This window comes from Anaerobranca gottschalkii DSM 13577, from assembly GCF_900111575.1.
Classification (GTDB): Bacteria; Bacillota; Proteinivoracia; order Proteinivoracales; family Proteinivoracaceae; genus Anaerobranca; species Anaerobranca gottschalkii.
This window is the reverse complement of sequence record NZ_FOIF01000011.1, coordinates 19,438-32,247: the sequence shown is the minus strand read 5'-3', so window position 1 is coordinate 32,247 and position 12,810 is coordinate 19,438. Positions and strand designations below refer to the sequence as shown.

Annotated in this window: 13 protein-coding genes and 1 riboswitch; of the genes, 7 read left to right on the top strand and 6 right to left on the bottom strand. The window is 33.3% G+C overall.

The window, feature by feature from the left end; translation table 11 throughout:
- The first annotated feature begins 22 nt into the window (after window positions 1-22).
- From BMX60_RS04710 to thiE, 5 genes are all read left to right on the top strand, one after another.
- Window positions 23-2,644: a sensor domain-containing diguanylate cyclase/phosphohydrolase gene (locus BMX60_RS04710; protein ID WP_091349693.1), complete on the top strand. Its 2,622-nt coding sequence runs from the start codon at window positions 23-25 to the stop codon at window positions 2,642-2,644.
- Window positions 2,645-2,699: 55 nt separating this feature from the next.
- A riboswitch (TPP riboswitch) is annotated at window positions 2,700-2,812 on the top strand.
- 104 nt (window positions 2,813-2,916) lie between these two features.
- Window positions 2,917-3,408: an energy coupling factor transporter S component ThiW gene (thiW, locus tag BMX60_RS04705; RefSeq protein WP_091349691.1), complete on the top strand. Its 492-nt coding sequence runs from the start codon at window positions 2,917-2,919 to the stop codon at window positions 3,406-3,408.
- Between the two features lie 2 nt (window positions 3,409-3,410).
- Entirely contained in the window at window positions 3,411-4,193 is a 783-nt protein-coding gene (thiD, locus tag BMX60_RS04700) for a bifunctional hydroxymethylpyrimidine kinase/phosphomethylpyrimidine kinase (protein WP_091349689.1), read from the top strand.
- 16 nt (window positions 4,194-4,209) lie between these two features.
- Window positions 4,210-5,028, top strand: a complete 819-nt coding sequence (gene thiM / locus BMX60_RS04695; RefSeq protein WP_091349687.1) for a hydroxyethylthiazole kinase — start codon at window positions 4,210-4,212, stop codon at window positions 5,026-5,028.
- Complete coding sequence (gene thiE, locus BMX60_RS04690; protein WP_091349684.1) at window positions 5,018-5,647, top strand: thiamine phosphate synthase; 630 nt, start codon at window positions 5,018-5,020, stop codon at window positions 5,645-5,647. Before thiM ends, thiE begins: the two co-directional genes overlap by 11 nt.
- 8 nt (window positions 5,648-5,655) lie before the next feature.
- On the opposite strand, the gene BMX60_RS04685 is transcribed toward thiE, so the two are convergent.
- The 6 genes from BMX60_RS04685 to BMX60_RS04660 all read right to left on the bottom strand — a co-directional run bounded on the left by BMX60_RS04685 (window position 5,656) and on the right by BMX60_RS04660 (window position 11,190).
- Window positions 5,656-6,333: a VanZ family protein gene (locus BMX60_RS04685; protein WP_091349683.1), complete on the bottom strand. Its 678-nt coding sequence runs from the start codon at window positions 6,331-6,333 to the stop codon at window positions 5,656-5,658.
- A 94-nt stretch (window positions 6,334-6,427) separates the two neighbouring features.
- A complete protein-coding gene (locus tag BMX60_RS04680; protein ID WP_091349680.1) occupies window positions 6,428-6,952 on the bottom strand; it encodes a hypothetical protein in 525 nt (174 codons plus the stop codon).
- The gene (locus BMX60_RS04675) at window positions 6,949-7,758 is read right to left on the bottom strand and encodes a 4Fe-4S dicluster domain-containing protein (RefSeq protein WP_091349678.1); all 810 of its coding nucleotides are present in this window, start codon (window positions 7,756-7,758) and stop codon (window positions 6,949-6,951) included. The genes BMX60_RS04680 and BMX60_RS04675 overlap by 4 nt, the downstream gene beginning before the upstream one ends.
- A 12-nt stretch (window positions 7,759-7,770) precedes the next feature.
- A complete protein-coding gene (gene ccsB / locus BMX60_RS04670; RefSeq protein ID WP_091349674.1) occupies window positions 7,771-8,601 on the bottom strand; it encodes a c-type cytochrome biogenesis protein CcsB in 831 nt (276 codons plus the stop codon).
- Between the two features lie 12 nt (window positions 8,602-8,613).
- Window positions 8,614-9,906: a cytochrome c biogenesis ResB family protein gene (locus BMX60_RS04665; protein WP_091349672.1), complete on the bottom strand. Its 1,293-nt coding sequence runs from the start codon at window positions 9,904-9,906 to the stop codon at window positions 8,614-8,616.
- A gap of 93 nt (window positions 9,907-9,999) precedes the next feature.
- A complete protein-coding gene (locus BMX60_RS04660) occupies window positions 10,000-11,190 on the bottom strand; it encodes an ammonia-forming cytochrome c nitrite reductase subunit c552 (RefSeq protein ID WP_091349670.1) in 1,191 nt (396 codons plus the stop codon).
- A 135-nt stretch (window positions 11,191-11,325) separates the two neighbouring features.
- Here BMX60_RS04660 and BMX60_RS04655 point away from each other — a divergent pair, with 135 nt between their 5' ends.
- Window positions 11,326-12,501: a class I SAM-dependent rRNA methyltransferase gene (locus BMX60_RS04655; RefSeq protein ID WP_091349667.1), complete on the top strand. Its 1,176-nt coding sequence runs from the start codon at window positions 11,326-11,328 to the stop codon at window positions 12,499-12,501.
- 32 nt (window positions 12,502-12,533) lie between these two features.
- Window positions 12,534-12,782: a (2Fe-2S)-binding protein gene (locus tag BMX60_RS04650; protein WP_091349664.1), complete on the top strand. Its 249-nt coding sequence runs from the start codon at window positions 12,534-12,536 to the stop codon at window positions 12,780-12,782.
- Window positions 12,783-12,810 lie beyond the last annotated feature (28 nt).

Here is a 12,810-nt window from a genome sequence, read left to right as displayed (position 1 = left end):
ATGGTTAAGAAGGGTGAATGTAATGAAAGAAAAGGAAGCACATTTTAAACATCTAACGGAAAAGATTTCAGAAATAGTTGCAATTCTCGATTTTACTGGAAATTTTAAGTGGTTAGGTAAATACCATGAGGTTTTAGGTTATGAAGTAAAAGAATTAATGGGGAAAAACGCTTTAAGTCTAATCCATCCCCAAGACCTTCCCCTAATAAAGGGTGAATTCGATAGGTTAGTTAGTGGTGAAATTGAAAAAACAAGGGTAGTTTTTCGTTATAGAAAAGGGGATAATAGTTATATTTGGTTAGAAACTATAGCACAAATCATTAGTGGTGATAAAGAAAAGGGGATATTTTTAACTTCCCGGGATATAACTTCATATTATGAAGAAGGACAAGCTTTAAAATTAATTTTAAAATATTATAATGATTTTATTCAGTACAATAATAAAGAAATAAATTACAAAAAAATAACCGATGATTTTGCTAGTATCGTTAATTCTTTGGCGGTAGCCCTTAATATATATGGGGATGATGGCAAAACTTTTGTAACAAAAGCTATCTCAGTTAAGGGTGAGATTTTAACTAAAGCTGTGAAAATCTTAGGATTTACCTTAGAGGGGAAAGAGTGGCAACATGATAAAATTAGGGCAGAAAAAATAAAAAATCAGGTAACCACTATTTTTCCAAAATTAGAAGATTTAACAGGGGATGTTATACCAAAGGGTATTGTAACAACTTTACAAAATATGTTTAGTATTGGTGAAGTTGCAGTGGTCAAGATAATGGAAGGGGAAAGGATGTTTGGAGATTTTACCATAATTATGCCTAAAGGAACAAAATTTAGGAACGAAACTGTAGCAGAAATATTTGCTAATCAGTTAGGGTTATTGCTAGAAAGGCAGCAAAAAGAAAAAGAAAAGATAGCGATAGAAAGGGCTTTAAGGGAAAGTGAAAGTAAATATCGGAATATTTTTAATCATTCTCCAGTAGGGATTTTTTATTTTAACAGCAGTGGAGTAATTACTGACTGTAATGGGGCCTTTATTGAAATTTTAGGTTCAACAAAGGAAAAAATATTAGGTACTGATATTTTCAGTCTTGATAATGTAGGGGTAGTAAGGGGTACTAGGGAGGCGTTAGAAGGAAAAAATGCCTATTATGAAGGATTATATACTTCTAAAACCAGTGGTAAAACAATTTATGTATTTTCTAAATTTGCCCCTATTTTTACAGATGGTGGGGAGATTACTGGTGGTATGGGGATAGTTGAAGATATGACAGAAAGAAAAAAGATGGAAGATATCCTCCATTTCGAAAAAGAGTATCTTCGTACGACATTACTGGGGATAGGAGAAGGAGTTATATCTACCGATAAATGGGGCTACATAAACTTGTTCAATCCTGGGGCTGAAAAAATAACGGGATGGAAAAGGGAAGAAGCACTAGGGAAGAAATTTTATGAAATAATCAAGGTTATAGCTAGGGAAGAAAATGCTATTAAAATTGAGAGAAAAGATAAGAAGATCATTTATATAGAAAAAAATAAATCACCTATCAAAGATCAAAAAGGAGAGGTAATAGGTGAAATTACTGTATTTAGAGATTGTACAGAAAAAATAGAAAGACAGAAAAAAATAGAGTTCTTAAGTTATTACGATGAATTAACAGAACTATATAATCGCCGTTATATAGTAGAACAGTTAAAAAGACTAGACAATGAATATAGTCTTCCTTTAGGTATAATTGTAATAGACATAAATGGACTAAAAATAACCAATGATGCTTTTGGCCATGATACAGGGGATAGACTAATAAAATTAGTGGCAAATATATTAACCCAGTGTTGTCCACCCCAAAGTATCATTGGTCGGATGGGGGGAGATGAATTTGTCATTTTACTCCCTAACACAAATGAAACAATAGTGGAAGAACTAATAGAAAAGATTAAAGGAAAAGGAGCCCAAAGTAAATTAGAATCAGTAGTTGTATCCTTCGCTATTGGCTATGCTATTAAAAAAGAGATAGTTGAAAGTTTAGGGGAAATCTATAAATTGGCAGATCATAATATGTATAAAGATAAATTAAAAAGAGGGAAATCAATTGGTGGAGAAATAGTAGAAAATGTATTAAAGACAATAAACAGTCAGTATCTTCAAGAACAAATCCATTCTGAAAGGGTTTCCCAATATTGTGAAGCTATAGGTAAGGCTTTAAATTTAACAGAAAAGGAAATTGTAATTTTAAAAGGTGCAGGGGCATTGCACGACATAGGTAAAATAACGGTTTCACCGGAGATATTAAATAAGAGTTCTAAGTTAACCCCTGAAGAATACGAGGAGGTAAAAAGGCATCCAGAAATAGGTTACCAAATACTCCGCTCTATAGATGAATATCGGCTTATGGCGGAATTTGTCCTCTGTCATCACGAACGGTGGGATGGTAAAGGATACCCCAGGGGATTAAAAGGAGAAGAAATACCCTTAGAAGGGAGGATAATCTCTGTAGCCGATGCCTATGAGGCAATGACTGCTAAAAGGAGTTATCAAAAAACTAGAACAAAGGAGGAAGCTTTGGCAGAATTAAAAAGATGTGCCGGAACACAATTTGATCCAAAGATAGTAGATGTTTTTATAAAAGTAATGGGATGATTTTTTATTTACACTCGAAATTTTTATGATAAAATATATAATAGAAAAATAAAATATAAGGCACTAGGAGAGCTGGAGAGGCCAGCTGAGAAAAAGACCCGATAAAGTCTTTGATCCTTAGTACCTGATCTGGGTTATACCAGCGTAGGGAAGTGCTATAAAATTATATATAAAATAAAATCTTTTATTTATATATGATTAATTAGCACATACCTACAGGTGTGTGCTTCTTTTTTTATAGATTTTAAAAAATAAATTTTAGGAGGGATAAAATGAATAAAGAAACAAAAAGATTGGCTACAGCTGCAATTTTCATTGCTATTGGAGTTTTATCTTCTCATCTGTATATACCGATTGGGGTAGCTAAAGTTTTTCCAATACAACACTGTTTAAATTTACTTACAGCCCTTTTTTTCCCTTTAAGCTATACCCTGTATATTCCCTTCACTATTTCTATTCTCCGGAATATCTTAGGTACTGGAACCTTATTAGCTTTTCCAGGGAGTATGATAGGTGCTTTTTTGGCAGGGATCTTGTACAAAAAAACAAGGAAAGTATTTTTCGCATTTTTAGGTGAATTAATAGGTACAGGGGTTTTTGGTGCAATTTTAGCATATCCACTGGCAAGATATGTTTTAGGTAGAGAAGTGGCTATTTTCTTTTTTGTTATCCCATTTACAATTAGCTCTTTTTTTGGGGTAATGATAGGTTATATAATCTTTACTTTAGTCAAAAATGTAATTTTAAATAAAGGAGTTGAATAGTAATGGAGAAATTATTAACTATTGCAGGATCAGATAGTTCTGGCGGCGCAGGAATTCAAGCTGATTTAAAAACTTTTTCCGCATTAGGTACATATGGAATGAGTGTAATTACAGCAATTACAGCTCAAAATACCCAAGGAGTATTTGGAGTTCAAGATGTAGAAGAAGAAATTATTTATAAGCAAATCGAGGCTATTTTCACTGATATAGATGTAGATGCAGTAAAGATTGGGATGGTCTCTAAAAGCAATACTATTGAAACAATTGTAAATGCTTTAAAGAAATTTAAAGCTAAAAATATTGTAGTTGATCCTGTAATGGTATCTAAAAGTGGGTATCATTTATTGAAATCAGAAGCAAAAAAATCTTTAATTGAAAAACTTATTCCTATTGCTAAAATAGTTACTCCTAATATTTTTGAGGCAGAAGTAATTACAGGAATAGAGATAAAAGATATTAAAGATATGGAAAAGGCAGCTAAAAAAATTTATGGACTAGGCCCCCAATATGTATTAGTTAAAGGAGGACATTTATCCCATGAACCTATTGATATTTTATATAATGGTGAAAAATTTAATTATTATAGGGCTGTAAGGATTGAAACAAAAAACACCCATGGCACCGGTTGCACGTTATCTTCTGCTATTGGGGTATATTTAGCAAAGGGGTTTTCAGTAGATAAGGCCGTTGAAAAGGCAAAGGATTATATCACCTCAGCTATAAGTAAATCTTTTCCGTTAGGAAAAGGAGTTGGACCTGTTCATCACTTTTATTCTTGGTGGTAGATAGGAGGGAAGAATCATGATAAAAGAACTTTATAAATTAGATAATATCCTATTGGAGATAAAAAAACAAAAGCCCCTTGTTCACCATATTACAAATTATGTAACTGCCAATGATTGTGCTAATATAGTTTTAGCATTAGGGGGAAGTCCAGTAATGGCTGAAAGTATTGAAGAAATTGAAGAAATCGTCTCTGAAGCGTCGGCCCTCCTTTTAAATTTAGGGACGTTGACGGAGAAGGCTGTTCAATCTATGATTATTGCAGGGAAAAAAGCTAATATATTAAATATACCAGTAATTATGGATCCTGTAGGGGTGGGGGCAAGTGAGTTTAGAAGAAAAATGGTAGAAAAAATATTAAAAGAAGTAAAAGTAAGTGTTATAAAAGGTAACCTCACTGAAATCAAAAACATTTATGGATTAAAGGAAAAGGGTAAAGGGGTGGATTCAGCTAATAGTAATTTTTCTTACGAAGAAAAAGTAGAATTAGCTAAAAGGTTGGCTATTAAATTTACATGTGTAGTAGTAGTTACAGGAGAAATAGATATAATTACCGATGGTAAAAAAATTTATAAAGTAAAAAATGGTACACCTAAATTAACACAAATAACCGGTACTGGTTGTATGATAGGCTCTATAATTAGCACTTGTTGTGGTGTGACTAACGATTATTTATTAGCCAGTACTTTAGCTATTTTGATAATGGGAATTTCAGGGGAAAAAGCTTGTAATGGTAGAGATGGGATAGATATTGGTACATTTAAAGTGAAGTTATTTGATGCTATAAATAATTTTTCTAAAGAAGATTTAGCTAGGGGGAGAATTTATGAAGGGTAAAACAAAGATAAAAGGGATTTACGTGATAGCAGACTTTGGGATTATTAAAGATAGCCCCTTTGAATATATTTTAGAAACTATCCTAGAAAGTGGTATTGATGCTATTCAAATACGGGATAAAGAATCTGATACCCATACCTTATACAAAAGGGCCTTAAAAATAAAAAAAATTACTGAAAAATATAGGATTCCATTGATAATCAATGATAGACTTGATATAGCTATTGCAGTAGATGCAGATGGGGTTCACTTAGGACAAAAAGATTTGCCTGTCCAAGTTGCTAGAGAAATACTAGGGGATGATAAAATTATAGGGCTTTCTGCAAGTAATTTAGAAGAAAGTTTAAAAGGAGAAAGGGCAGGAGCAGATTACCTTGGGGTTGGTTGTCTGTTTTTTACCGATACGAAAAAGGATACTAGAAAAGTGACTGTAGAAATGATAAAAAGAATTAAAGAAAGAGTAAAAATACCAGTAATAGCTATTGGTGGGATAAATAAGAGGAATTTAGGTGAAATTAAAGGAAATGTAGATGGCGTAGCTGTAGCCTCAGCAATATTTAAATCCGATAATATAAAAAGGGAAACCTTAGAACTTGTAGAGAGTTTTTGGAAAGGATAAAATATAACTTATTGTTTCCCATTATTACTTAATTTTTCCTTAAAAGACTTATCATAAATTTTTGTCTGCTGCTCATCAAGGGAAGGGGCAGATTGTGGTAGCTCCTGTTGTATTTCTTCTGTAGATATCTTTTTATAATATTCCTTCATCCTTACCCCTTTTGTAATAAAAAGGGCAAACCAGATGAAAAAGATAGCTAAAGTAACACCTACTAAATTGATAAATACATCGGTTAAACTGGCAACCCTTGTCGGCACAAAACTTTGTCTATACTCGTCAAGGATGGCAATAATAGTTCCACCTAAAAAAGCCAAAAGGATAGCGGACCTTACCTTTTTGACATAATGGCTGGCTAGTAGGAAAAAAGCTAAGGTTATAAAGAAAAACATAACTACATGGGCAATTTTTCGTAGAATAAATTCTACAATCCTAGGGTTATCGCTGGTATACTCTATAAAATCCCGACCGGCAACTTTAAAGGGTCTTAGGTCACTAATATCAAAGGGCAGGGAATTACCAAGCCAATTAGAAAAACGGACCAAGGACATATCGAATTTGCTAAGGATATTTTCTAAAAGGGAATGGATATATCTAAGGACAGGCAAAACTTGCAAACCTGGTATCGAGGATAAATAAAAAATAAGACCGATAAAAAAGAATAGAATTAACCAAGCTCTAACTTTCATGAAAACACCTCCCTATACTTAAGTTAACTGAATTTTACCATAAAATTAGCCCATTTTCTAGTAAAATAGCCACCTTAAGTAAAATTAAGGTGGCTTAAATCTTTCGTTTAGTTAATATTTTTAAAAGGGTCCAAGAAGTGCCGTAACCTAATATAAAGGTAATTAAAAAAGGGAGGAAAATTATTAAAGGGTTAGTCAATAAATTTATGGGAAACCAAGCTAAAATGAAAGTAATTACAAACAATGTTAAAAGGATTTGAATTGCAGGGAAAAAACCGGAGGCAAAGGCTATACTGTATTGGTTAGCATATGTTTTAAAAATTAGGGCACAAAAAACTTCTGTTAAAATTCCCCCTAACAAGGTAATTATAGACATCCAGATAAAAAATATGCTCAACACACCACCAATAACTAAGGAAAATAGGGTAATTACCCCAAATTTTTTTATTTTTAAAGTAACTAAAGTTATCCCTGCACCGTAAATAGGAGCCACTATTATGCCCCTAAAGGCAGGGATTGGTAGTATCTGCATAAGGGGGAGTAAAAGATATCCCCCTGCTAAAATAGTAGCAACCACAATGGAGATAAAAACTAATTCTTTTATCTGAAAATCTTTCATAGATTTAATCCCTCTATCCCTAAACACTCTATCATACGACTAAAATTTTTATTTTCTTCTAGAGTTTTGATATAAAACAATAATATTTTAGTTAAAATATCTTCTAATTCTTCTAAAGTAGTTACATTGACCAAATGTTGGGCTAGGTGGGGTTTTCTCCCCAATCTTCCCCCTATTATTACTCTATATCCCTTTTCCCCTTCAGTGATGGATTTAGTAGGGCAGGCCCTAATGCATAGTCCACAATCCAAGCATTGGCTATAATCGATTATAGGGTCTTGGGATAGGGTTATTAATTTCTCAGGGCAAGAACTGATACATCTATTACATTGTATGCAAAAGCCAGAAATAATTTTTGGTTTTACATAACCAATAACCCCTATATCTTTGATCTGAGGTTGTGAACAGTTATTAGGACAACCGCTAATGGCAGCTTTAAATTTGTGGTGATATAGGATTGGGCCTTGAATTTTTTTACCGATTTTTTCTTCTAAGTGTAACTTTTTAATAATCCTATCTAATAATAAAGCTACTTCTTCATCGTTAAATAAAGTTAGGGGACATCCCTTTAAACCTCCACAAAGGGCAATTTCTTTATACTTTGTATTTTCGATACCTTCAATAGTTAAATCTAATTTAGTTAAATCCTCTAAATCTTTATTTCTTTTTGCCAACTCAACATCTTCTATATCAACAATTTCTTTACCCCTTAACTTAGCTACTTCTTCTGCCTTTTTCTTTGCAAAGTTTCTAATGAAAAAGGGAGCTTTTTTTATCCTTTCCTCAGCTTCCTTAGACCAATCCATTTAAAACACCCCTTAAGCATAACTATGCAAACTAGGTAGTAGGGTATTAACACCGATATAGGTAAATAATACACATAAAAATCCTATAACACTTAGTATTGCTGCTTTTTTACCTTTTAAACCTTTGGTTATTCGGACATGGAGGTAAACAGAATAAATTATCCAGGTAATGAAGGACCATGTTTCTTTAGGATCCCAAGCCCAATACCTACCCCAAGCCTGTTCAGCCCAAATGGCACCAGTTACTATACACAAAGTTAGGAAGATGAACCCTAAAGCTATGGCCCGATAACTAATTAAATCCAGGGTTTCTAAAGATGGCATGTGTTTATTGAGAAAATTGTCCTTTGGGAACTTGTTTTTTAATAAATACATACAAGATACTCCACAGGCAACACCAAAGGATCCATAGCCTATTACCGCTGTAGATACGTGGAAAACTAACCAATAACTTTGTAAAGCAGGCATTAAAGGACGGACATCCTTTGATTGCATAGCTGCATAACCAATAATAATAAAGATTATAGGGGTTACAAAAGTACCCATAGCTTTGTACCCATATTTTTGTTCAAAGATTATAAAACATAAGGCAATACCCCAAGCAAAACTTGTGGCAAATTCGTATTGATTAGTTAAAGGGATTCTGTTTGCTCCAAATCCCCTAGCAATTATAGCTACAGTATGGAAAACTAAAGCAATTTTAACAAAAAAGGATCCGTATTTACCATAGCTCTCTTTTTTAATAACAAAAAAGAGAAAATATAGGACCATAGAAACAATATACGAGGTGATGGCTATATTAAAAAAACTGTTTTCTATCTGAAGAAATCTCTGAAGTTCCATAACTCTCCTCCTCTAATAAATATTTAATAATCTTTCAATTTCTTCTTTAAAATTTTCTTTGTTTTTATCGGTATCTCCCCAAATAATCACTTTTCCATCTTTCATTTTCAAGGCTTTAAGTTGTTTAGGGAAGAAGTAAAATGCAAACATAAGTCCATGGAGTAACAATAAACTTCCCAACTTAGCACCAGGTATTCCTGGATCACTGGTAATTTGCAGGAGAGTAAAGTGTCTAGGGTTATCTATGATAAAGGTATATTCTTCCCAATTTAGTTCTTCACCCATTCCGATGACATTCATATCAACTCTCCGCCCCTCATAAAAAATAGTATAAAGGAGCTTTGGATTATCTGGGAATGGGCTAATGGTACGGGGTCTTCCAGAGGAGTTATCAAAATGGGGATAAAAATTAACAAATTGTAAAGCAATCCTTTGATTATCATCTACGTGGATTTCGCCTTGATAAAGGATTCGATTGGCAATTTCTTCACCATTTCGCTTTAACTTCATATCAACTGCCCAACCGGTACCGTTTTGATATACACTAAATTTCTCAGCCCTAAAGGGGTTGTTAACAGAAAGTTCTCCTGCTTTAATAGCTTTTTTGCTATTAAAGTCTTTAACTGTAATATTACTTATATATTGATTGACTGTTAGGTCATCTCTAAACTCAATACGAAAATCATCTATTTGTATTTCATATGGAGTACCTTCTACCCTTTCAGAAATCCCAGGAACTCCATAGATATATGTTTCAAAACCAGTAATTTGCCCAAACATATAAGATAGTATTATTATCAATAACCCTACATGGGATAACCAAGAGCCTAAATAACCTAGCCTATTTTTATGGGCGAAAAAATAAGTGCCTTTAGAAGTTTCTATTTTCTTTACCCTATTAAATTTTCCTTTCCTAAATAGTTTTTCAATATTTACTTCACTATTAGATATTACTTTTTTAACTAAAAAATCTTTTCTATTTAATTCTTTATCTAAAGAAGGGACATTTACCATTCTTTTGATAATTTTAGGTAGCCTGATGATACTACATAATACTAAATTAACAGCCAGTAATACCATCATAGTAATAAACCACCAAGAATTATAAACATCGTGTAAATTTAATGTGGTTATAATAGTATACATAAAAGAACTATATTCCCGTTGATAAAAAATTAAGGGATTTTTTTGGGGAATTACAGTTCCTGCTATAGAAGAAATGCCAATAATGAGTAAAAGAATTATTCCAAACCTCATGGAATGAAGGGCTTTCCAAATTTCTTTTAAAATATTATCTTCTTTCATTACTTTTACTCTCCTTTTTCTTTTTATAAAACCTGTGTAAATGGGGCATAAAGCCCCATTTATATTAGATCTTTTATTAAATATTAAGTTAGATTATCTTTGATTTCTCAACAACTCCAGCCCTTTTTCCGCATAGTAACGGGCGGCATCTAAAGTTTCGTGGGCTAACTTGGAGTTATGGAATCCTGTACTATTTTCAACGAAAACAAAATCCCATCTCCATTGAGCTTTTCTGTGATAACTCCTAACTTCATTTAAAAATTCTTCTGAGTATTTGCCGCTTTCTACCGCCTCTGTTAACTCCTGGATTAGCTGAACTATTAGAGCACTTACTTCATTGGTTTTGGTATATACACCTAACTGAATTTCTTCAACACGGGCGATCAAGTCCTCTGCATCTCCGGTATGGCAACCCATACAGGAAGCTTCTATATACTTTAAAGGACTTGTCCAGTGATGGGATCTAAACAAATCTCCATCATCATTTTCGACTTTAGGCATATGACAATCGATACAGCTTAAGCCAAATTTGCTATGTACACTGCCGTAATATGTTTCAAATTCTGGATGCTGTACCTTTAATAGTGGAGTTCCAGTCGTAGGATGAATCCAATCATAATAACCCCGTTCATCGAAATATTTTTCCATTCCATCGACTGTTATTCCATATTCCCAAGGTAAAACAACTTCTTTAGTTACAGGGTCAAGATAATATTCTACGTGGCATTGGGCACAGGTTAAATCACCCATTTTAAATTGGGTATCTAGAAGTTCTAAGGCTTCTTTTAAGTGGTTTCTAGTGATGACAGCTTCACCTGGAGTACTTAGATGACAGTCATAGCAACTAATGGGGTTAACTGCCTTAGCTGCCATTTCAGTAAAATCCATAGCATAGAAATCTTTGCCATATTCATTTACCATATCTAAGTAATCCGCTGTTTTACAGGTTAAACAACTGGCACCTGGTTTAGGTCTAGCAGTATTTATGGCATCTTCGAGGGAATAGACATGTCCTCTAGCCTTTAAATAGTCTTTACTAAACCCCATACCTGCATAAAGGACTTTTAAGTCTGGGTACTTTTCCAGATAATCAACGGGAATTGAACCACCAAAAGTTGTGGCTTCCATTTCAGCATTTTTTAAGTAAGTATTGTATTGATCTGGATACTTATCCGCCCAGTACTCAGCAGGAACAACCCCTTGAGGCATTTCTGGTAGCGTATTTTGAGATGAACAGCCTGTGAAAAATAACACAACCACGAGAATAAAGAATATACTCTTCATTAACTCACCCCCTTTCTGTATCGTGAATTATATAACAACCACAAAAAAAAATCTGTGATCTACATCACATATATATATATCTTTTAAAACGTGATATAATAATGGTAATAATAATCAGTGGAAGGAGTTTAAGACATGACAAAGGTTTATCTAAAGTCAGGAGAACAAAAAAGAATAGTAAATGGTCATCGTTGGATATATTCTAATGAAATCGAAAAAATAGAAGGAGGATATGAGCCGGGGGATATAGTTGATGTTTATGACTTTAAAAGCCGGTTTATAGGGAGAGGTTACATAAACCCCAAATCAAAAATCACAGTAAGGCTCTTTACCTATAAACAAGAAGAAATAAACAGGGAGTTCTTTAAAACAAAAATAGAAGAAGCGTGGCAATATCGACAAAGGATTATGGATACAAACTGTTGCCGGGTTATATTTGGAGAAGCGGATTTTTTGCCTGGTTTAATTGTAGATAAATTTGGAGATTACTTAGTTATTCAAACTTTGGCTTTGGGTATCGATATCCACAAATCCACTATTGTGGAGCTATTAGATGAAATTATCAAGCCTAAAGGTATATATGAAAGAAATGATGTTCAAGTGAGGGAATTAGAAGGCCTTGATCAAAGGAAGGGTTACTTAAAAGGTAATTTTCCTACAAAAGTTCAAATTATAGAAAATGGGATTAAAATGTGGGTAGATATAGAAAATGGGCAGAAAACTGGATACTTCTTGGATCAAAAGGAAAATCGTCTAGCAATTGCCCCCTTTGTAAAAGACAGTAAAGTTTTAGATTGTTTTAGCCACACCGGTTCCTTTACTCTCCATGCCTGTCAATTTGGTGCTAAACAGGTCACTGCAGTTGATATCTCTGAACATGCTATAGAAACTATTAAAGAAAATGTCGCCTTAAATGGATTTGAGGAAAAAGTAGACTATCGTTTAGGAAATGCCTTTGATATATTGAGGGATTTACAAAGGGAAGGGGAAAAATTTGATGTAACTATCCTCGACCCTCCAGCCTTTGCTAAATCAAAAAAAGCCTTAAAGGGTGCTATTAGGGGATATAAGGACATAAACTTAAGGGGAATGAAAATTACTAAAAATGGTGGATTTTTAGTTACAGCATCTTGTTCCCACTATATGACCCCAGAGCTTTTTATGGAAGTAATTAAAGATGCCGCAGCAGATGCTAAAAAGATTTTGCGTCAAGTGGAATTTCGAACACAGTCAAAGGATCATCCAATAGTGCTAAACGCCGATGAATCTCTATATTTAAAATTTGGTATCTTTCAAGTTTTAGATAGATAACTATTTTAAATATTTGAAAGGAGAGGATTTCAATGGGTAATTGTAATTGTTGCCGAGGAAGTAATAAGTCTGTCCAGCCAGTAATTGGTGAGTATGTTTGTTATTGTAATAAAGTGACGGAAAAAGATATTGTCAATGCAATAGATAATGGTTGTAATACTGTTAAGGAAGTTATTGAAATGACTGGAGCCATGAAAAATAGTAATTGTGCTGTTAACAACCCTAAAGGAAGATGTTGTTATCCAGATATTGTAGAAGTTTTTAATAAATATAAAAAATAGGTTTAGTAAAGTCTAAATTATTATCAAT

What these genes read in the sequence shown, in the direction of transcription:
- thiD (WP_091349689.1), top strand. Translation starts at nt 3,411, where the DNA reads ATGGAGAAATTATTAACTATTGCAGGATCAGATAGTTCTGGCGGCGCA.
- thiE (WP_091349684.1), top strand. Translation starts at nt 5,018, where the DNA reads ATGAAGGGTAAAACAAAGATAAAAGGGATTTACGTGATAGCAGACTTT.
- BMX60_RS04680 (WP_091349680.1), bottom strand. Translation starts at nt 6,952, where the DNA reads ATGAAAGATTTTCAGATAAAAGAATTAGTTTTTATCTCCATTGTGGTT.
- ccsB (WP_091349674.1), bottom strand. Translation starts at nt 8,601, where the DNA reads ATGGAACTTCAGAGATTTCTTCAGATAGAAAACAGTTTTTTTAATATA.
- BMX60_RS04685 (WP_091349683.1), bottom strand. Translation starts at nt 6,333, where the DNA reads ATGAAAGTTAGAGCTTGGTTAATTCTATTCTTTTTTATCGGTCTTATT.
- thiM (WP_091349687.1), top strand. Translation starts at nt 4,210, where the DNA reads ATGATAAAAGAACTTTATAAATTAGATAATATCCTATTGGAGATAAAA.
- thiW (WP_091349691.1), top strand. Translation starts at nt 2,917, where the DNA reads ATGAATAAAGAAACAAAAAGATTGGCTACAGCTGCAATTTTCATTGCT.
- BMX60_RS04710 (WP_091349693.1), top strand. Translation starts at nt 23, where the DNA reads ATGAAAGAAAAGGAAGCACATTTTAAACATCTAACGGAAAAGATTTCA.
- BMX60_RS04660 (WP_091349670.1), bottom strand. Translation starts at nt 11,190, where the DNA reads ATGAAGAGTATATTCTTTATTCTCGTGGTTGTGTTATTTTTCACAGGC.
- BMX60_RS04675 (WP_091349678.1), bottom strand. Translation starts at nt 7,758, where the DNA reads ATGGATTGGTCTAAGGAAGCTGAGGAAAGGATAAAAAAAGCTCCCTTT.
- BMX60_RS04655 (WP_091349667.1), top strand. Translation starts at nt 11,326, where the DNA reads ATGACAAAGGTTTATCTAAAGTCAGGAGAACAAAAAAGAATAGTAAAT.
- BMX60_RS04650 (WP_091349664.1), top strand. Translation starts at nt 12,534, where the DNA reads ATGGGTAATTGTAATTGTTGCCGAGGAAGTAATAAGTCTGTCCAGCCA.
- BMX60_RS04665 (WP_091349672.1), bottom strand. Translation starts at nt 9,906, where the DNA reads ATGAAAGAAGATAATATTTTAAAAGAAATTTGGAAAGCCCTTCATTCC.